Consider the following 19,045-nt stretch of genomic DNA (forward strand, 5'->3'; position numbering starts at 1 on the left):
GATGGCGGGTGCCGGAGGCGAAGCACCGCCCACGAAGGCCGCCCGAACTATTTTCATAGCTTTCGCAAAATACCTGTTGACAGGCTATAGCCTTCCCCATATACTCTTTTTCCTACGGCGAATTAGCTCAGTCGGTTAGAGCGACGGAATCATAATCCGCAGGTCCGGGGTTCGAGTCCCTGATTCGCCACCAAATTTGAAAAGGCCATGAGAAATCATGGCCTTTTTTTTCTGTTCGCGCTGCGTCACAAAGCGCTCGATCAGCTCCGTACCGCACCCCGAAAGGCCGCCCCAAGTGCGGCCAGTGCACCGCGCGCCCGGCTGTCCTTCACGCGGGTGTGCAGCACAATGGGCAGACGTGGCAACGCCGGCAGCGCCAGTCTGGGTCCGACGTCCACCGCACCAAACGGCACCATCCGCGGCGAAAGTGCCGCCACACCCAACCCGGCCATCACGGCAGCAGCAACCGCCATTACCCCTCCACCGACGAATACCTCCGTCCAGGGAACACCCGCCTCGTCGAGCAGTTGCTCAGCGACTGCGCGCACGCCGCAAGGCTCCGCCATCGTCGCGAGCGGCACCGGTTCCCCCGCACGATGCTGCCAGCCGGGTGCCGCGAACCAGCCGAACTGCTCGTCGGTGACAACTTCCCCGTCGCTTCGGCCAACATGCATGCGAACCAGCACCGTATCGAGTTCTCTCCGGTCGAAACGCTGAAGCAGGTCCGCCGACGTTGCGATTCTGATCTCGATCAGAAGCTGAGGATCCTGCGCGTTCATCCGGGCAATCAACGCGGGCAGCTCCGGCCCCGCGACATGCTCGCTGATGCCAATGGTGAGACGCTGGCGCGCACCCGCTACCGCAGCGACCGCCCGGTCGTGAGCGTCGATGAGCCTGCGCGCATGGTCGAGAAAGGTGGTGCCCTGCGCCGAAAGCTCAACGTAGCGGGGGGTGCGTTCGACGAGTCGGAAACCCAACCTGTCTTCAAGCCGTTTGAGCTTCAGGCTGACCGCCGCCTGCGTCGTGCGCAGCGCCTCGGCGGCACGCGTGAAGCTGCCAAGCTCCGCGATACGGATAAAGGCACGAACGGCCTCAAGATCAAGCGAGCGCTCAGTCATTTCAAATTGTTATCATTGAAATAAGAACGCATAGCTTATCAGAATAGATACTATGGAGCGGGTCAACCACCGAGGAAACTCACGATGCCACTCGCTCACATTTCAATGCGTACGGGAAAGACAGAGGCTTACAGACAGGCCATATTCGATGGCGTTTATCGCGCGCTGCGGGAAACATTCACCGTGCCCGAAGACGACCAGTTCATGGCGTTGACCGAGCATGACGCAGCCAACTTCCGCTACGGGGCGACTTATCTTGACGTTGCGCGAAGCGATGACCTCGTGCTCATTCAGATCACCGCAAACAACACCCGCTCGAAGGAACAAAAGAAGGCGCTGTTCCGACGGATTGCCGAGCTGCTCAGCGAGAATCCCGGCATCCGCCCCGAAGACGTGTTCGTGAATCTCGTCGAAGTCGAGAAAGAAAACTGGTCGCTGGGGCTCGGCCTCTCACAATACGCGTGAGGCTGGGGGGGGCGGGATGCCTTGATCGTTTGAGCAGAAGTTGATGCGTTCCGCCTCTACGACCAGCGGCAGATTGCGGACCTGAGTATGAATCGAGCCGATGTACTCGCCGAGCAATCCCAGAAACATCATCTGAATCGCACCGAAGAAGAACATGCCAATGAGAATCGGTGCTGTGCCCAGCACGAAGGAGTCCCAGAACAGTAGCTTGGCGACGAGATACCCGAACGCCACCAGCAGGCTGAACATGGCCACGGCAAACCCCGTCATCGCCATGAAGCGCAGAGGCACCTTGGAGTGCTTCGTGATCCCGAGCATCGCCATGTCGTACAGCGAATAGAAGCTCTGACTGGTCACGCCACGCAGACGTCGCGGCTGCTTGAAGGGCACGGTGGCGATCGGGAAGCCGATCTCACACACCAACCCACGGAAATACGGGTACGGATCGTTCAGCGAGCGCAGCACATCGAGCACCGCGCGATCGAACAACCCCGAGCCTGTCGCGTTCTGCACCAACGGCACTTCCGAAATGCGCGAGACCATGCGGTAGTACAGACGGCGCACGCGGAACATCAGGAACGACTCTTCGCTCACCGGCTTGACCGCCATGACCGTCTTGAATCCCTCCTCCCACTTCGCAACGAACTCCTTGATCATCTCCGGCGGATCCTGCAGATCCGAAGCGATCAGCACCGCAGCATCGCCCGTCGCCTGCAACAGCGCATGGTACGAGGAGCGGATGTAACCGAAGTTGCGCGCGTTGACGATGACCTTCAGGTGCGGATCGCGCGCAGCGATCTCGCGCAGCATCGGGACAGTATTGTCCGTCGAGCAGTTGTCGATGCACAAATGCTCATAGTCGTACGGCAGCTCTCGCATGACGGCGGCGACACGTTGGCACAATTCGGCAACGTTTTCCTGCTCGTTGTAGAGCGGCGTGACGATACTGATACGTTTACTCATGCTCATTGCGATTGAAGACAAATCGGCTGTTCAGATGATAGGCAAGCAATGCGAGCGGCACGATCAGCACCAGACCGCTTATATAAGCGTTCAGCCCGAGTCGAACCAGCACGGCGACGGCCGCGACGTTGACGAGATACACGACGCCATACACAAGAACGAAGCGCACGATCCGCGTGTTATCGCTGGACCGGAACACCAGCGTCCCCGTGCTCTTGAAATTAAACAGCGTGCCCAGCACCGTCGAAATGGCGATGGCCAGACTGTAATGCAACCCGATCCACAGGCAGACGGCGAATACGCCGTAACCGAACAGCGTATTGATGCCACCCACCAGAAAATAATTGACGAGACGAATCTCGCCGCGAATGGCAGCACCGGCCGTGGATCGCATGCGAGCCAACATGCTCATCAGTGACCGAAACGGGCCAGCGACAATCCGGAGACGCGTCGCAAATGGTCCTGGCTGCCCGACTCCCCGATGAAGCGATTGGGAATCCCGACGCGCTCGACCTTCGGCATGCGGGCAATACCGCCACCGGCATACAGGTCGCTCATCACCTCGATCACCGAACTTCCGAAGCCACCATTGAGCTGGTGCTCCTCGACCGTAATGATCGTGTCGAATTCCGTCGCCAGTTGCTTGAAGAGCGCCGTATCGTAGTTGCCAACGAACGGGCAGCTATAGACGGCAAACCCCAGTTGGCGGGCGTCCACCTCGGCAAGCACATGACCGAGAATCGCCCCCGTCGTCAGCACCGCACTGCCACTACCGGCACGACCCTCACGCATCCGGATCAATTGGCCGGGCGCAATCGCCAACGCCTGCGACGAGTCGTGAATCGCCGGTTCACCGGCCTTGTTGATACGCACATACCCTGGCCCGCGATGCGTCGCCATGTAGTGTGCGGCAGCCCGCGCTTCCACCGGATCGGCGGGTGCACACACCGTCATGTTCGGAATCGCGCGCAGCATGGCGATGTCTTCCGTTGCATGATGCGACACCCCTTGCGGGCCGTAGGCATAGCCCGCACCGACGGCCACCACTTTCACGCTGGCATCGTGATAGCAGACGTCGTAACGAAGCTGCTCCATGCAACGCAACGTCGGGAAGTTGCCGATCGAATACGTGAAGACGTTGTAGCCCTCGCGCGCCAGTCCGGCAGCGACCTGCGTCATGTTCTGCTCGGCGATGCCGACGTTCAGAAAACGATCGGGAAACTGCGCGGCAAACGGCTCCAGTACCGAATACCCGAGATCGCCACACAGCAGAAAGATGTCCTCGTGCGTTGCCGCCAGCTCGCACAGCGTTTTGATGAAAGTATTGCGCACTATGCCGCTCCCAGTTCCTTGCGCGCCGCCCGATAGTTGTCTTCGTCGGGGGAACGGTAATGCCACAGAAGGCGGTCTTCCATGAAGCTCACGCCCTTGCCCTTGACCGTGTGTGCAACGATGCACTTCGGTTTGCCGCCCCGCTCCGCCTTCGCCTGCGCAAGCACGCTGCCCAGCGCGTCGAGATCGTGACCGTCGACCTCGGTCACCGCCCAGTTGAACGCACGGAATTTATCGGCCAGCGGTTCGAGGTTCATGACTTCCGCCACCGAACCGAAGCTCTGAATCTTGTTGTAGTCGATCACCGTAACGAGGTTGTCGAGGCGGTGGTGTCCGGCAAACAGGATCGCTTCCCAGTTCGAACCCTCGTCCAGCTCGCCGTCGCTCAGAATGGCAAACACCGAATGGGACTGTTTGCGGCGCAATCCGGCCAGCGCACTGCCGCACGCTACACCCAGCGCGTGTCCGAGGCTACCTGTCGAAAGCTCGACGCCCGGCACCCGGTGGTTCACGTGCGAGGTGAAGTATCCGCCGTCTGCCGTGAATCCCGCCGTCAGATCGTCAGCTTTGAAAAACCCTCGATACTCCAGCGCCGCATAAAGTGCCGTACAGGCATGCCCCTTGCTGTAGAAGAGCCGGTCGCGGGCGGGATCGTCGCAGCGTTGCGGCGACACATCCAGCACATTCGAATAGAGAACGGCCAGCACGTCGGCGATGGAAAACGCACCGCCGATATGCGAGGTGCGCTTGCTGTAGCAAAGCTCCAGCGCGCGCAACCGAATGTAGTTTGCAAATTGGGAAACGTCGTTCATGAGGTTGCTCGAGAGAAACGAGGACGATACCAGTCGATGGTCCGGCGCAGTCCCTGGTCCAGCGACACGGCGATCTCCAGGCCGAGTTCGTCGCGCGCCCGGTCGATGGCAGGCACATAGCGTTCAGGTGGCGTGCCAGGCTGGGCGACGCCGAACACCTGAATTTCGGGGGACGCGAGATCGGCCACCTGCGCGACACGCTCCGCCAGATCCCGAATCGAGATCGCCTGATCGGAGCCGACATTGTATGACTGCCCCGAATGCCCACGCACAAAAATCGCCAGAAGCCAGACGACGAGGTCCGTGGCATACATATAGGAGCGTCGCGGCGTGCCGTCGCCACGGATCACGAACGGCCGACCTTCCAGCGCATCGAGAATGAAATTGCCCGCAGCGAATTGCTTGTCCAGCGCGAGAAACGGGCCAAGCTGGGCAAAGATGCGTGCCGACACTGCGGCCGCGCCGCCCTGCGCCGCGTAGGTGTTGCACAACCATTCGGACGCCAGCTTTCCGATGCCATAGGCAGCGCCCGTCGAGCCGACGTCCGGTGCACCCCGGAACGTCTCGGGCACGAGATCCATGTCGTGAGGAATCCGTCCATACACGGCGCCGGAACTCAGCAGCAGGAAACGCGTAGCGCCGCACGCCCGACTAAAGTCGAGAACGCGACGCGTGCCGGTAACCGTCACATCGAAGGTGTCCAGCGGGGTGTTCGTGGCGATGACGTCGGTCGCCGCATGCAGCACGTGCGTGAACGTGCCCGACGGCAGCGTGAAATCGAGCACGTCACCCTGCAACCATTCGATCGCGGGATCGTTGGCGATCTCGGGATCGGACGCTTTGAAACTCTGCGGATTGCGGCTGAGCACGGTCATCCGCAAATCGAGCGAAAACACGCGATTCGCCTGACACAGCGCCGCCAGCAACCATCGGCCGATATAGCCCGTACCGCCAGTCACGAACAGACGGGCATGCTTCAGCGTCCGAAAGTCGGCCTCGGCACGCACCAGAATATCGTTCAGGTCTTCTTGGAATACTTGCATCGAATTCGATTCTGCTCTCATGTTCTGTCGGTGACGCCGTGTATTCCCGGGCGATGCCACGTATGGCGCTTCAGGCGCGTCAGGCAAGCGCCAGTATTTCGCCCAGACGCTGATCGAAGCTCAGTGCGTTGCCAGCCACGCGTGCGGCACGCACGGACAGGTCGCATTTGAGCAGTACGATCATGACGAGCATCGCAATATCGATCTCTTTGGGCCAGGGCGTATGGCCAAAAATGCCCGCGCTCAGATGCTTCCGGTTATCGAAGAACGTGAGCCAATAGAGGAAGTCGTATCCGGCAACGCCGAGAAACGCATCTTCCCAATCCACGGCAACGAGCCCTTCGGCGTCGTGCATCAGATTGGCAGGCCCGAGATCGCCGTGGCACACCACAGGTGGCATCGACGCCAGCGCCTGCGCAAGCTGCGTCAGATACCGTTGCACCTGCTGCGCCGTTTCGTGGGCAATCAGCTTTTTGGACGTCAGATGTGCCAGCGCCTCGTGAGACGCGTCGACCAGACTCGACATCGTGTCGTCCCGTCGCATGCGCGGCGCCCACTCGTGGCACGCCAGACGCGCCTCATACCCGGCGATCGCACTCAGCACATCTGCAATCCCCGGGGCGACCGGCGAACGCGTGAGCGTATCGGTGACCAGCCACAAACGGCCGTCGCACTCTACCCGCTCGACGTGCAGACGCCCCGCGTACGCAGCGTCGAGCAGTGCAATTTCCTTGTCCAGCGCATCACGCCCCTGAGGCGTTGCGTGCGACTTCAGAAAGCGGGTGCGGGCACCGGCCCGCACCGTAAAGCAAATCCCGAGCGTGCCAGCCTGCACCCGCACCAGTGTGTCGGGTTGCGCGCCCAGACAAGACAGCAGCGGCCCGACATCGACCGCCAGCTTGCTTGCCTCGAGCCCGGCATCGGGCCCGTCCGAGAAATGCCGCAACTTACTTAGCACGATAGTACTTGGCGAGGTAAGGCACTTCGTCGTACTTGAAATGACGCGCCAGCGCGGTCGTGCCGTGAACGATCTGCGCCTTCTCTGCGTCGTTCAGTTCGTCGATGATCGCTTCGTTATATTCCGGCGTGCTCTTGAGCACGGTGCCCCACGGCGCGATGTCGTCCTTGATTTCCTTGCCGTTCCAGCTCGGATACAGCATCGATTCTTCGAACTTCACGCCGATGAAGTCGGCCACATCCGTCATGAATGCCTTCTTGTCGCCCACCAGATCTTCGTAGCGGAAGATCCGCACGTTTTCCGGGAACATGCGCGCGTACATTTCCACCGTCGAGTGGTAGATGTTCCACGTGATCAGATACTTGCTGAGCGGCTGCGGGAACGGACGGCGCTTCGTGTCGCGATAGGCCGAGAACGGGTTACGCACGATGTGCATGATGCGCACGTTCGGGAAGTCGCGAACCAGACGGTCGGCGTCGATGCCGATGGCCGGCGAGTAGCCGACGTGGCGCATGCCTTCCTGCGGCGTGGTGTAGTAGTTCTTCCATGCCGTGAACGTCGAGCGGAAGAAGGCTTCGATGACCTGGCGACGCGAATGCGGGCCTTCGCCCAGCAGCTTCTGGAATTCGGCGACGCGATCGGCTTCGTTCAGCTCGAGATCGGCGTTCTTGAACTTCGAGCCGTTCTTCTTACGCAGGAACGTCTTCATTTCCTCGTCGATCATCTGCTCGTACAGCTCGATGGCCGTCGCGCCTTCCGGGAACTCCGGATAGCGATATTGCACGCGCTCGACGGACGCCAGGAAATCGTTGAAGTTGCGATTGCCGAGTTGCGATTCGAACGGGTACACCAGCAGTTCGGAATGGCCGTCGAGGTGACGGTGGGTAACGTTACCGCCGTGCTCGAAGCCGGCCGACACCATGACTAGGTTGAAATTGCTCATTACAGTAGCTCCATTTGCATTACTTCTGATTTCTGTTAACCAGGCCACGCCGCGCTTGCGCTGCGCTCGGGCTGTGCTTACATCGAATTAGGCGCTGGGCCCGGGAAAAATCGATCTCGTCAGTCGCCACCGCCCTCCGGTGACTGCGCATACGCACGGATATCGGACAACGTGTGCTCTCGCATGTCCTGTCCGTCGACGTAGGCACGATGCCAGGCGACGATGCGCTGGAGCGCGGTCTCGAGACGCCAACGCGCGCGCCATTGCAGCAATTGGTGCGCTTTCGAGCAATCCAGCTTCAGATAGTGCGCCTCGTGCAATACCGGCGCGTCGTCGAGTACCCATTGCGCGCCCGCGCCCCAAAGCTCGGTCAGACGTCCCACGATATGGTCGACCTGACGGGCATCGTCCGGTGCCGGTCCGAAGTTCCATCCACCGACGTATTCCGGCCCGCTTTCCCACAAGCGCTCGGCGAGTCGCAAATAGCCGGAAAGCGGTTCGAGCACGTGCTGCCAGGGTCGGATCGCGTGCGGCGAACGAATCCGGACCGGTTGCCCCTGCTCGATGGCCCGCAGGATATCCGGAATCAACCGGTCCTGCGCCCAATCGCCACCGCCGATCACATTGCCGGCGCGCGCCGACGCAAGCGCAACACCGTGCTTGTCGTAAGCGTGCGGCGGGAAGAACGAATCACGAAACGCCCCCGTCACGAGCTCCGCACACCCCTTGCTGTTGCTATAGGGATCGTGCCCGCCCATCGGGTCCTGTTCGCGATACCCCCACACCCACTCGCGATTCTCGTAGCATTTGTCGCTGGTCACATTCACAACGGCGCGAACGGACGGCGTATGGCGAATCGCTTCGAGCAGATGGACCGTGCCCATCACGTTGGTGTTGTAGGTCTGCACCGGATCGACATAGGAATGTCTCACCAGCGCCTGCGCTGCCATGTGAATAACGATCTCCGGCGCGCACTCACTCACCACACGCGACACCAGCGCCGCATCGCGCACATCACCCTCGATCGAGCGGATGTCCTGCGCGACGTTCGCGATCTCGAACAGACTGGGCGTGGTCGCCGGTGCCAGCGCGAAGCCAACGACCTCGGCCCCGAGCTCACGCAGCCACAACGACAGCCAGGCGCCCTTGAAACCGGTGTGACCGGTCAGCAGAACGCGTTTGCCCTTCCAGAATGCCGGATTCATTTTTCCCAGACCTTCCAAGGTGCGCGACCGCCCGACCACATCTCTTCGAGCAACGTCTTGTCGCGCAGCGTATCCATGGGTTGCCAGAATCCGTGGTGCTGGTACGCCGAGAGCTGGCCCTGCGACGCCAACGTTTCCAGCGGTTCGCGCTCCCACACCGTGGAATCGTCCCTGAGCAGATCGATCACCTTCGGCGAGAGCACGAAGAAGCCACCATTGATCATGCCGCCGTCGCCCTTCGGCTTTTCCTTGAACGTCGTCACGCGGTGATCCGGCTGGATGTCGAGCGCACCGAAACGGCCCGGCGGATACGTCGCAGTCAGCGTGGCAAGCGTGCCTTGCGTGTTGTGAAATTCGATCAGTGCACCGATGTCGACGTCGCTCACGCCGTCGCCGTACGTGAAGCAGAACGCGTCTTCGCCCGCCAGATAGGGTGCAGCGCGCTTCAGGCGACCACCGGTCATCGTGTCTTCACCGGTATCGATCAGCGTGACGCGCCACGGCTCGGCGTGTCGCTGGTGCACGTCCATGCGATTCGACGCCATGTCGAACGTCACATCCGACATATGCAGGAAGTAGTTCGCGAAGTATTCCTTGATCAAATACCCTTTGTAGCCGCAGCAGATGATGAAGTCGTTGATCCCGTAGTGGGAATAGATCTTCATGATGTGCCAGAGAATCGGCTTGCCGCCGATCTCGATCATGGGCTTGGGTCGGAGATGCGTTTCCTCGGAGATGCGTGTGCCAAGCCCCCCGGCGAGAATCACTGCTTTCATTTGTTGTTTTCCTTAAGTCGCGCCGAGAAGCCCTCACGCGCTGCCAAGCAAGCGGCGCTCGCGACCGACGGCGAGCGCGTCGGCTTGAGCAGATACTGGGAATACGACTGCGGATGACCGCCCGCGCCCGGTGGCGTCGTCAATGTACCGACGCGCACATAGTCCTTGTCCGGATCGGCCCCGATATGCGCGAGCACTGCGCGCACCGAAAGACTGCGCGGGCCGCCGGGTTCCTCAAGCAGCCAGGCACGCGCGATGTCCGCGCAACGCTCCGTATCCAGACTGGTCATTGCCAATGCATCGCTGCCCGGATAGGCCCCCACCATCCACGGTTGCCCCAGACCTCGCGACCCGAGCGCGTAGAGTACGCCCGGCGAACGGCCGGTGAGATCGATTGCCGGCGTGTCCGGGGTCAACCCGGCCGCACGTGCTTGCGTGAGCGCATCGTTCAGATAGTCGCGGTAGTCACCTGAGAGCACCAATCGACCGCCCGCAGGGAAATCGAACGGCGCGGCGTTCAGACGCAACGACTGGGGTTGACGATACGGGAACGAAATCGCATTGTCGATCACCCCCGCCGCCACGAACTGCATGACGAACACCATCGGCAGGACCCAGAGGGGGCGCGACGGTGCTGGCACCAGCGCGGCGCAAGCCACTACACCGGCTAGCGCCCAGAAGAAGGCCACCGTCGCGCCGGCACGCCAGTAGTTGGCATTGGTGCCGAATGCAGCGACATGCGGTAATAGAAAGAGTAAGAGGGCCAATCCCGCCAGACGCCCCGGAATGCCGGAGAACAACGCCTGCGCGTTGCGCAGCACGAGTCCGCGCGCGATGAATGCCCCCACAATACAGGCGCACGAAATGCCGAAAACAGCGACGTTCGGGATCTCGAACGATGCCGCGCCGTGGCTGGCCAGCCTGACGGCCGCGCCTGCGATGACGGCACAGACAGCGGCGGCGCAGACATAAGCGAGACGTCCGCCCCGTGACACGGCAAGCGCACCGAGCGTGACGACAAGCGCTGCCAATCCCGCCAGCCGGTAATCCCGACCGGTGTACCCGAGCAAATCGATACGGAAGATCTTGTCCACTTCCTGCCCGCTGCCAAGCGCCTTCAACGCCTGAGCGCTGCTGAGCAGGCGGTCGACGAAACGCACCGGTGAGCCGTCGATCATCACGACCATCGCCACCAGCATCAACACGGCAAGTGCCGCCGCCACGGCCATCCGACGCAGATGCCAGATGCCTCGGCAGGCCGAATACGCCACGAAGAGCACGGCCAGCATTGCGGCGGTCGTCGGCTTGCCTGCAAACGTCAGCACCCCGCCCAGCGCCACCATCACGACACCCAGAGATGCCAGACGGCTCTCGCGCTCGTCGGCCAGTAGCAGACCGCTGACAGCGAGCATCAGCCCCTGAAAGGTCAGTGCGTTGTAGTTCGGTGTCACGAGCCACGCGGTGAGGCTCATCAACGACAGCGGCGCGAGCGACAACGCCAGCACCGCCGATTTCGCAAACGGGACGGGATTACCGGCAGAAAGTTGCCGGATGACGGCCCAGCTCAGGGTCCAGCCGAAGCCGAAGGTGATCAGAATGTTGGCCTGACGCAGCGCGCCGATGTCACCCCCGAGCAGACGCGCGAGTGGGTGGTAAACAAAGCCGAACAGCGTGACCGGAATATTGAGCGCGTAAGCGCCGGGATGCGCGATGGACGCGAGGTAAAAGCTTTCGTCCGTAAAGTCGATGCCGTACCGGCTGAAGCTCAGTACGACGACAAGCAAGTAGATGGCAACGGCCGCCGCAAGGCAGTTCAAGAACGTACCGCGCCCAAACGCACGTACGCCCCTCGCCTCCTGCGCGATAATCCCGTCCAAATGACACCCCTCGCCCCAAGCAAATCGCGCCATTATAGCGGAGTCAACGCCCCGATTTGAGGGAATCCCGGGCGGGTCCGGTCACGGCCGGAATCGACCGCGCCGGGCGCGATTCCCTTGCCTCGAATCAATCGAAGTCGAACATCTCGAACAACGACTTCTTCTTGCGCGGACTGTCATAGTGACGACGACGGTCGTCGTGGCCGTGGTGGGTGTTGCGGTGCCTGCCGTCGTCATCGCGTCGGTCATCGTGGTCGCGATACTCGTGCGACGCCCGATGCTCACGCGCGTCGTACCCGCCGCGCCCGAATCCCCCCTGCCCGCCCTGCCCGCCCTGCCAGCCGTGACCACCTTGCACGGCCTGAGCAGGCATTGCAGGGGTCTCATCCGTGCGCTCGATCAGCTTGTCCAGCTCGCCGCGATCGAGCCACACGCCGCGACACTTCGGGCAGTAATCGATCTCCACCCCCTGACGCTCCGTCATCAGCAGATCCGGGGTACCGCATACAGGACACTTCATCGTTTCGCTCCGTTACTTAAAGGACAACGTCCTCAATGTACCCAGCGCGTCGCAACGAAAAAACCTGCATTTCCATTCATCCAAGTTCGAAAAAACCGAACATCCAAACCGTCCTCGCTAACGAAAAAGCGGTGCCGATTTTCACCGGCACCGCCATTTTTCACCTTTTGGTGACGTGTTGATTAGTGCAGCACGCGCGCCTTCTGCGCGTCACGTCGCGCCTTGGCGCGACGCGTCATCATGTTCAGCCCTTCGACGAAGGCCGAGAACGCCATGGCTGCGTAGATATAACCCTTCGGGATGTGCGACCCGAAGCCCTCGGCGATCAGCGTCATGCCGATCACCAGCAGGAAGCCCAGCGCCAGCATGACCACTGTCGGATTCGCCGCGATGAAGCGCGAGAGCGGACCGGCCATGAACAACATCGCCGTCACTGCTGCGATCACAGCGATGAACATGATCGGGATGTGCTCGGTCATGCCCACTGCCGTCACGATGCTGTCGATGGAGAACACGAGGTCCAGCACCAGGATCTGCATGACGGCCGCGCGTGCGGTGATCGTCGCCAGCGTGCCCGAGGCGTCGCCGTTCGCTTCGTCTTCGGTTCCCGTCGCCACGTGGTGATGCATCTCCTTCGTCGCCTTCCACACGAGGAAGAGGCCACCGGCGATCAGGATCAGGTCACGCCACGAGAAGCCGTGGTCGAACAGTTCGAAGAGCGGTGTCGTCAGTTTGGCAATCCAGGCCACCGTGCCGAGCAACGCCAGCCGCATGACCAGCGCCAATGCGATACCCATGCGCTGCGTGCGTGCGCGCATCGCCAAAGGCAATTTGTTCGTCAGGATCGAGATGAAGATCAGGTTGTCGATGCCGAGCACGACCTCCATGACCACCAGCGTAACAAGCGCCGCCCATACCGCCGGGTCGGCCGCCAAAGCAAGTAGATAGTCCATATGTGCGCCAGAGTTTCCGTATGGTTATCGGGACAACCGCTGCCGTCCGGCACCGATCATCCCCTTTCGTCTCCCGCACACAACGTAGGGCGCGGGCTCAGGACAGCATCATCGTCGAACTCACGCTTCGCAAAAACCAGCTATATACTGCACTTTAGTTCGGTTTTTCCGAAGTCTTATCTCTATGTTGAACTACCGCCATCTTTACTACTTCTGGGTGGTCGTCAAGGAAGGCGGCTTTGCCAGAGCCGCCGAGCGCCTCGACATGGCCGTCCAGACTATCAGCGCGCAGGTCCGTGAGCTGGAAAAGTCGCTGGGGCACCAGTTACTCAAACCGGCCGGGCGCGGCGTCGCCATGACCGAGCCGGGACAGGCCGCTTTCCGACGTGCCGAGGAAATCTTCCGCCTCGGCCAGTCGATTCCCGACGAAGTCCGCGAAGCCGCGAGCGGCCGCGTGGCGCGCCTTGCGGTCGGTCTCGCCGACGGCATCTCGAAGCTTGCCGCCCACGCCATTCTCGCACCGGTGCTCGACACGCCATCGCTGCGACTCGTATGCCACGAAGGCGAGCACGAACAGTTGCTCGCCGAACTCGCCCTGCACAAGCTCGATCTGGTGCTCGCCAGCCAGCCCGCACCGTACAACCCGACCTTGCGGCTCGTGAGCGAGCGGCTGGTGGAGTCGCCTGTCGACTGGTACGGACCGGCGTCGCTCGTGCGCAACGTCTCGCGCGATACGTTCGCGCAATGCCTCGCAACCCTGCCCGTATTATTGCCCACGGGACACTCAGCCCTGCGCGCCCGCCTCGACCAGTGGTTCGAGACGCAGAGCATTCGTCCGAACATTGTCGGCGAGTTTGAAGACAGTGCGTTGATGGCCGTGTTCGCCACGCGCGGCATGGGTGTCTTCCCTCTGAGCAAGGCCGGGGCTGGCGACGTCTCGCTGCTGCGCGGACTGCGCTGGCTGGGCCGTCCGGACGACGTCCACGAGGACATTCACGCGATTCGCTCGCGACGCGGCGAAGGCCACCCGCTCGTCACCCGCATCATCGAAGGCATGCGTGACACCACGACCGGGGTAACGTCCGGTTCTGATATAAGAAGGGCTGACGCGCCATTCGAGCCGTCGTCATCTGTGAGGAAACCTCATGTCGAGTCGTAGCGACCAGCGCAAGTTCTTCCACCTCATGCTGTTCGTCGTGACGATCGTGTTCGGGTGGATTCTGTTCCCGCTGTTCGGCGCGGTGTTCTGGGGGACGATTCTCGCCGTGCTGTTCCAGCCGGTGCAGCGCCGCATTCTGGTCCGTATGCGCGGACGTCCCAATCTCGCCGCCCTCACCACGCTCGCGCTGATTCTGCTCATCGTGATTCTGCCGCTCACGCTCGTCGTGGGCATGCTGACGCAGGAAATCAGCACGGCGCTCGTGCGCTTTCGCACCGATCTGCCGCAACTGACGGTCTCCTTCCAGCAATTGCTAGACCGCCTGCCCGCCAGCGTTCACCGGATCATGGATCTGGCCGGTGTGCAGGACGTCAACGCCATTCAGCAGAAGCTGGGCGACGGGGCCGCACAGATCGGCCGTCTGGTCGCGGTGTACCTCGTGAGCATCGGGCAGAACACCGCGCAGTTGCTGGTGAGCTTCGGCGTGATGCTCTATTTGCTTTTCTTTCTGCTGCGCGACGGGACGGCACTCGGCGCGATGGTGCGCCGCGCTCTGCCGCTTGATGAGCGTCACAAGGGTCAACTAATCCGGCAATTCACCACCGTGGTCCGCGCGACAGTCAAGGGCAACATCGCCGTGGCCGTGGCGCAGGGCGTGCTCGGCGGCTTCATCTTCGCCGTGCTCGGGATTCAGGGCTATGTGCTGGCGGCCGTGGTGATGGCCTTTCTGTCGCTGTTACCCGCTGTGGGTGCCGCCGTGGTGTGGGTGCCCGTGGGCATCTGGCTGCTGCTCGCCGGGCAAGTTTGGAAGGCGGTGATCCTGTTCGCGTTCTGCGGCACCATCGTCAGTCTGGTCGACAACGTGCTGCGACCGATCCTCGTGGGCAAGGACACCAAGCTGCCCGACTGGGTGGTGCTGATCTCCACCCTCGGGGGCATGTCGCTCTTCGGCCTGACGGGCTTTGTGATCGGGCCGCTCATCGCTGCGCTGTTCATCGCGAGCTGGAATATCTACACGCGTCTGCGCGACGACGATGAGGCGGCCGATGCAGGCTGATAGGGATCAGCACTGCATTACTGCTGCAAGATGCCTTCGACGTCCGTAGCGACTTGCGCCATCAGGCTGTCCCAGTCCCCGCGGGCTGGCTGCCGATACAACGAGACCGACGGATACCAGTCGCTGTCGCGTCGTGTCAGTTGCCAGCGCCAGTCCGGCGTGTAGTTCAGCAGCACCCACACCGGCTTGCCCAGCGCACCGGCCAGATGCACCACCGCCGTATCGGCGGCGATCACCAGATCCATTTGCGCAATGACGGCCGCCGTCTCCGCGAAGTCGCTGAGCTTCGCGCCGATGTCATGCACGTTGCCGTGCGCGCTTCGGTAGCTCGCGAGTTCGGCATGCTCCTCGTCCGTGGCGTCGACCTGCAACGAGTAGAACTGCGCGTTCGCGGTAAACAGCGGTGCCCAGTGCTTAAGCGCGATGTCCCGATGCGGTGGGAACGGACGCGTGCGCCACACGAAACCAACACGAAGCGTGCCTTCCGGCTTCGCGCCGAGGGCGGAGCGCCAGACCATTTCGCGTCCGGCACTGGAACGTAGATACGGCGAGTGCACCGCCACGTCTCCCGCGACTTTGAGCAGATGCGGCAGGCTGAGCAGCGGCAATTGCCAGTCGAACGACGGCACCGGCATGTGCTCGCCGAGCACCGTCACGCCGCGCGCGAAGCCGCCCAGCAGCGTGACCAGCGGCGCCTGCACCGAGAGCACCACCGTCGCGCCCATCGCCACCAGGCGCGGCACGAAACGCACGAACTGCAACGTGTCGCCGAAGCCCGGTTCGCTATAGACGAACACCGTCTTGCCCGCGAGTGGCGCTTTGCCGTCCCACAAACGATCGTTGAAACGCCGCTTCTGGCCACCGTCCTGCCAGCGCCATTCGTAGTCGTGCCAGCCGTGCTCGAAGTCGCCCAGCAGCAAATTGGTCTGCGCCCGGTTGGTCCGCGCGCCCGCGTGATCCGGCGACAGCTTGACCGCATCGCGCAGGCATTGGAGCGCATCGGCGAAGGCATGCTGCTCGCGCAACGCCACGCCCAGGTTCACCAGCGGATCGGGCTGCTGCGGCGCGATGGCGTTGGCGAGCCGATACGCGGCGATCTCTTCGTCGAAGCGACCCAGCGCACCGAGCGCACGGCCCCGGTTGAAATGGGCCTGCCACAGCGCGGGCGCTTTGGCCGAGGTGCGCTCGAACCAGGCGAGTGCACGCGCGTTATCGCCCGCCTGCGCCCACGTCAGACCGACCGTATGCATCGTGCCGATGACGTCGGGCGATTGCTGCACCGTCGCTTCGAACAGTGCTTCGGCGCGCATCGGACGCCCGGCTTGCAGGCTGGCCATCGCGGCATCGAACGTCGCCTGCGCCCCCGGGCGAGGCACGAGCGTGAGCAGACGGTCGAAGGCATCGGCCGCGCCCTCGAAAGCGCTCGTGCGCAACGAGACATACGCGAGCCCTTCGAGCGCGGGAAGAAATTCGGGGGATTGTTTCAGAACTTGTCGTAACTCGGCGATCGCCTCGTCGAGCCGGCCGGCGGCACTGAGTTGTCGTGCACGCTCGCAACGCGCGTCTAATGGCGTCGTCATGCGGCGCATCCTTGCTTGTCTTGGAATGGGAGGGAGACGGGCCGGCAAGCCATACGAACACCGCAAGCGGGGAAACCGCCCGCAGCGACTGGCGCCGTGGCCCGAGCAAGCGGTGCACACTACACGACCGCACGGCACGAAGCAAGCCGCGGGGATTGGTCTGCGCAACCTCTCATAAGTTCACAACTTAAACGTAACCAATTGTCGCGATCTCCCTTGTGCGACCAAGGTCCGGGCCAGTGCATACACCGTTGCGCCAAACGCCTTCGAAAGCGCATTTTTTTAAAGCACAACAGTGCCGCTTCAAATCGGTATCGACTGACGAAACCCAGGCTTCCCGCAGTGCAGCATAAAAACCACAGTCGCCCATCGGCGAACGGGTTTGCCAACGTATGACACCCGCTTTAACATCTTTTTACGGGGCAATCTGGTAGCATCCGCTGCCGTCCCTGCACACGCGCAACGTCGCTGCCGTGCTGCACTACGACGCTTCAGCCCTGTTGTTCGTCCGAACCCTCATCCAAACGAGGTCCCGATGACGCGCGTAGCCCGTCCGTTCATCCCCGCCACCGCGCGACGCCTGCTGCCCAACCGCTGGGATTTCATCGCTTTCCCGATCATCATCGGCTTTCTGATGGTCAGTTCTTCGGGCATTCGACAAACCTGGGCCCCGCTGGCCGATCTGCATACCGAAGTCATCTCGCTGGACCCGGCCAATCTGCCTGAGTACGCGTTACGCACTACCTTGCGTATGCTCGCGGCAATGGTGGCGTCACTGATCTTCACACTGGTATATGGCACGCTCGCGGCCAAGAGCCGCCGCGCGGAAAAGTTGCTGGTACCGATGCTCGACATTCTTCAGTCGGTGCCGGTGCTGGGCTACATCTCATTTACCGTCACTTTCTTCCTCGCCCTGTTCCCGGGACGCGTACTCGGCGCCGAATGCGCCGCCATCTTCGCGATCTTCACGAGTCAGGCGTGGAACATGACGTTCTCGTTCTACCAGTCGATGCGCACCCAGCCACGCGATCTGTCCGAAGTCGCGGTCAATCTGCGTCTCTCGCCGTGGCAGCGCTTCTGGAAGCTCGACGTCCCGTACTCCATGCCGGGCCTCATCTGGAACATGATGATGAGCATGTCGGGCGGATGGTTCTTCGTAGTGGCGTCCGAAGCGATCACCGTGGGCGACAAGACGGTCACGCTGCCGGGCATCGGCGCGTATCTCGCCACGGCCATCCTTCAGCGCGATCTGGGTGCGGTGGGCTGGGTGATTCTGGCGATGGTCGTCGTCATCGTCATTTACGACCAGTTCCTGTTCCGCCCGATGGTCGCGTGGTCGGACAAATTCCGTCTGGAAGACACGGTCTCGCAGGCCGCGCCCGAATCGTGGGTGCTGAACGTCATTCAACGCACGCGCGCCATTCAGTTGCTGCTGCGTCCGCTGGGCAAGCTGCTGCGCACCATCGCCCGCATGCGTATGCCGATCTCGCTGCCCGCCGCGATCCACTCCGAGTCGAAGTCACCGCTCTCGCGCGTGATCGACTGGCTGTGGGCGGCCCTGCTCGTGGTGCTCGGTGTGTTCGCCGCGTGGAAGATCGTCACGTTCGTGCTGAGCGAAGTCGGCGGACCTGAGATTCTGCGCGTGTTCGGTCTCGGCCTGATCACGCTGGTGCGGGTGATCGTGCTCATTGCGATTGCGTCGGTGGTGTGGGTACCGCTGGGGGTGCTGATCGGGCTGCGTCCGAAGCTCGCCGAGCGCATTCAGCCGCTCGCCCAGTTCCTCGCAGCCTTCCCGGCCAACTTGCTGTTCCCGATCTTCGTGGTGCTGATCGTCCACTTCCATCTGAATGCGGACATCTGGCTCTCGCCGCTGATCGTGCTGGGCACGCAGTGGTACATCCTGTTCAACGTCATCGCCGGGGCGACCGCTTTCCCGAACGACTTCAAGGAAGCCGCCACCAACTTCCGCATTCGCGGCTGGCAGTGGTGGCGTCAGGTCATGTTGCCGGGCATCTTCCCCTATTACGTAACGGGGGCGATCACGGCGTCGGGCGGCGCGTGGAACGCGTCCATCGTCTCGGAATACGTGCAGTGGGGCGACGACAAGGTCGCCGCGCACGGTCTGGGGGCCTACATCGCACAAACGACGGCCGCCGGCGACTATCCGCGCATTCTGCTCGGCATCGCGGTCATGGCGCTGTTCGTCGTGCTGTTCAACCGTTTGCTGTGGCGCCCCATGTACGCCATCGCTGAAAACAAGCTTCGTCTGAATTGAAGGGACCGT

Annotated in this window: 18 protein-coding genes and 1 tRNA gene; 5 read left to right on the forward strand and 14 right to left on the reverse strand. The window is 62.1% G+C overall.

All coding sequences use genetic code 11. The annotated features are described in order from the left end of the window. The first annotated feature begins 116 nt into the window (after positions 1-116). Positions 117-193: transfer RNA gene (locus tag NTU39_RS23120), tRNA-Met, on the forward strand. A 67-nt stretch (positions 194-260) separates the two neighbouring features. Here the strand turns inward: NTU39_RS23120 and NTU39_RS23125 are convergent. Next, positions 261-1,118, reverse strand: a complete 858-nt coding sequence (locus NTU39_RS23125; protein ID WP_150666631.1) for a LysR family transcriptional regulator — start codon at positions 1,116-1,118, stop codon at positions 261-263. Positions 1,119-1,202: 84 nt separating this feature from the next. On the opposite strand from NTU39_RS23125, the gene NTU39_RS23130 reads away from it, so the two are divergent. Next, positions 1,203-1,583 carry a tautomerase family protein gene (locus NTU39_RS23130; RefSeq protein WP_150666632.1) on the forward strand — a complete coding sequence of 127 codons (381 nt, stop codon included), beginning with the start codon at positions 1,203-1,205 and terminating at the stop codon, positions 1,581-1,583. On the opposite strand, the gene NTU39_RS23135 is transcribed toward NTU39_RS23130, so the two are convergent. From NTU39_RS23135 to NTU39_RS23190, 12 genes are all read right to left on the reverse strand, one after another. Next, positions 1,569-2,546, reverse strand: a complete 978-nt coding sequence (locus NTU39_RS23135; protein ID WP_150666633.1) for a glycosyltransferase — start codon at positions 2,544-2,546, stop codon at positions 1,569-1,571. The two genes, NTU39_RS23130 and NTU39_RS23135, sit on opposite strands and share 15 nt — an antisense overlap. Then, the gene (locus NTU39_RS23140) at positions 2,539-2,940 is read right to left on the reverse strand and encodes a GtrA family protein (RefSeq protein ID WP_246184768.1); all 402 of its coding nucleotides are present in this window, start codon (positions 2,938-2,940) and stop codon (positions 2,539-2,541) included. The genes NTU39_RS23135 and NTU39_RS23140 overlap by 8 nt, the downstream gene beginning before the upstream one ends. Positions 2,941-2,957: 17 nt before the next feature. After that, entirely contained in the window at positions 2,958-3,878 is a 921-nt protein-coding gene (locus NTU39_RS23145; protein WP_257958670.1) for a transketolase family protein, read from the reverse strand. After that, a complete protein-coding gene (locus NTU39_RS23150) occupies positions 3,878-4,690 on the reverse strand; it encodes a transketolase (RefSeq protein ID WP_150666636.1) in 813 nt (270 codons plus the stop codon). Before NTU39_RS23150 ends, NTU39_RS23145 begins: the two co-directional genes overlap by 1 nt. Next, entirely contained in the window at positions 4,687-5,733 is a 1,047-nt protein-coding gene (locus NTU39_RS23155; protein ID WP_174985152.1) for an NAD-dependent epimerase/dehydratase family protein, read from the reverse strand. The genes NTU39_RS23150 and NTU39_RS23155 overlap by 4 nt, the downstream gene beginning before the upstream one ends. Before the next feature lie 79 nt (positions 5,734-5,812). Then, on the reverse strand, positions 5,813-6,691 hold the full coding sequence (locus NTU39_RS23160; RefSeq protein WP_174985155.1) for a phosphotransferase: 879 nt from the start codon (positions 6,689-6,691) through the stop codon (positions 5,813-5,815). Continuing rightward, positions 6,681-7,634, reverse strand: coding sequence for a sulfotransferase family protein (locus NTU39_RS23165; RefSeq protein ID WP_150666639.1), 954 nt, complete (start codon positions 7,632-7,634; stop codon positions 6,681-6,683). Before NTU39_RS23165 ends, NTU39_RS23160 begins: the two co-directional genes overlap by 11 nt. Positions 7,635-7,753: 119 nt before the next feature. After that, the gene (rfbG, locus tag NTU39_RS23170) at positions 7,754-8,839 is read right to left on the reverse strand and encodes a CDP-glucose 4,6-dehydratase (protein WP_257958671.1); all 1,086 of its coding nucleotides are present in this window, start codon (positions 8,837-8,839) and stop codon (positions 7,754-7,756) included. Continuing rightward, positions 8,836-9,615, reverse strand: coding sequence for a glucose-1-phosphate cytidylyltransferase (gene rfbF, locus NTU39_RS23175; RefSeq protein WP_150666641.1), 780 nt, complete (start codon positions 9,613-9,615; stop codon positions 8,836-8,838). The genes rfbG and rfbF overlap by 4 nt, the downstream gene beginning before the upstream one ends. Beyond that, positions 9,612-11,492: a hypothetical protein gene (locus NTU39_RS23180; RefSeq protein WP_257958672.1), complete on the reverse strand. Its 1,881-nt coding sequence runs from the start codon at positions 11,490-11,492 to the stop codon at positions 9,612-9,614. Before NTU39_RS23180 ends, rfbF begins: the two co-directional genes overlap by 4 nt. Positions 11,493-11,619: 127 nt before the next feature. Next, a complete protein-coding gene (locus tag NTU39_RS23185; protein ID WP_257958673.1) occupies positions 11,620-12,012 on the reverse strand; it encodes a TFIIB-type zinc ribbon-containing protein in 393 nt (130 codons plus the stop codon). A gap of 182 nt (positions 12,013-12,194) precedes the next feature. Next, entirely contained in the window at positions 12,195-12,965 is a 771-nt protein-coding gene (locus tag NTU39_RS23190) for a TerC family protein (protein WP_039393084.1), read from the reverse strand. 184 nt (positions 12,966-13,149) lie between these two features. Here NTU39_RS23190 and NTU39_RS23195 point away from each other — a divergent pair, with 184 nt between their 5' ends. Further along, positions 13,150-14,124 carry a LysR family transcriptional regulator gene (locus NTU39_RS23195; protein ID WP_150666644.1) on the forward strand — a complete coding sequence of 325 codons (975 nt, stop codon included), beginning with the start codon at positions 13,150-13,152 and terminating at the stop codon, positions 14,122-14,124. Next, on the forward strand, positions 14,111-15,181 hold the full coding sequence (locus NTU39_RS23200) for an AI-2E family transporter (protein ID WP_150666645.1): 1,071 nt from the start codon (positions 14,111-14,113) through the stop codon (positions 15,179-15,181). Before NTU39_RS23195 ends, NTU39_RS23200 begins: the two co-directional genes overlap by 14 nt. Positions 15,182-15,198: 17 nt before the next feature. Here NTU39_RS23200 and NTU39_RS23205 read toward each other — a convergent pair whose 3' ends face one another. Further along, a complete protein-coding gene (locus tag NTU39_RS23205) occupies positions 15,199-16,761 on the reverse strand; it encodes a tetratricopeptide repeat protein (RefSeq protein WP_174985158.1) in 1,563 nt (520 codons plus the stop codon). 535 nt (positions 16,762-17,296) lie between these two features. Here NTU39_RS23205 and NTU39_RS23210 point away from each other — a divergent pair. Next, positions 17,297-19,036 carry an ABC transporter permease gene (locus tag NTU39_RS23210; RefSeq protein ID WP_150662131.1) on the forward strand — a complete coding sequence of 580 codons (1,740 nt, stop codon included), beginning with the start codon at positions 17,297-17,299 and terminating at the stop codon, positions 19,034-19,036. Positions 19,037-19,045: the final 9 nt, after the last annotated feature.

Source organism: Pandoraea commovens (genome assembly GCF_024704525.1).
GTDB classification, from domain to species: domain Bacteria; phylum Pseudomonadota; class Gammaproteobacteria; order Burkholderiales; family Burkholderiaceae; genus Pandoraea; species Pandoraea commovens.

Coding starts and splice junctions, on each gene's coding strand:
- NTU39_RS23125 (WP_150666631.1), bottom strand. CDS start 1,118: ATGACTGAGCGCTCGCTTGATCTTGAGGCCGTTCGTGCCTTTATCCGT.
- NTU39_RS23190 (WP_039393084.1), bottom strand. CDS start 12,965: ATGGACTATCTACTTGCTTTGGCGGCCGACCCGGCGGTATGGGCGGCG.
- NTU39_RS23150 (WP_150666636.1), bottom strand. CDS start 4,690: ATGAACGACGTTTCCCAATTTGCAAACTACATTCGGTTGCGCGCGCTG.
- NTU39_RS23185 (WP_257958673.1), bottom strand. CDS start 12,012: ATGAAGTGTCCTGTATGCGGTACCCCGGATCTGCTGATGACGGAGCGT.
- rfbG (WP_257958671.1), bottom strand. CDS start 8,839: ATGAATCCGGCATTCTGGAAGGGCAAACGCGTTCTGCTGACCGGTCAC.
- NTU39_RS23130 (WP_150666632.1), top strand. CDS start 1,203: ATGCCACTCGCTCACATTTCAATGCGTACGGGAAAGACAGAGGCTTAC.
- NTU39_RS23205 (WP_174985158.1), bottom strand. CDS start 16,761: ATGACGACGCCATTAGACGCGCGTTGCGAGCGTGCACGACAACTCAGT.
- rfbF (WP_150666641.1), bottom strand. CDS start 9,615: ATGAAAGCAGTGATTCTCGCCGGGGGGCTTGGCACACGCATCTCCGAG.
- NTU39_RS23155 (WP_174985152.1), bottom strand. CDS start 5,733: ATGCAAGTATTCCAAGAAGACCTGAACGATATTCTGGTGCGTGCCGAG.
- NTU39_RS23210 (WP_150662131.1), top strand. CDS start 17,297: ATGACGCGCGTAGCCCGTCCGTTCATCCCCGCCACCGCGCGACGCCTG.
- NTU39_RS23135 (WP_150666633.1), bottom strand. CDS start 2,546: ATGAGTAAACGTATCAGTATCGTCACGCCGCTCTACAACGAGCAGGAA.
- NTU39_RS23140 (WP_246184768.1), bottom strand. CDS start 2,940: ATGCGATCCACGGCCGGTGCTGCCATTCGCGGCGAGATTCGTCTCGTC.
- NTU39_RS23165 (WP_150666639.1), bottom strand. CDS start 7,634: ATGAGCAATTTCAACCTAGTCATGGTGTCGGCCGGCTTCGAGCACGGC.
- NTU39_RS23195 (WP_150666644.1), top strand. CDS start 13,150: ATGTTGAACTACCGCCATCTTTACTACTTCTGGGTGGTCGTCAAGGAA.
- NTU39_RS23200 (WP_150666645.1), top strand. CDS start 14,111: ATGTCGAGTCGTAGCGACCAGCGCAAGTTCTTCCACCTCATGCTGTTC.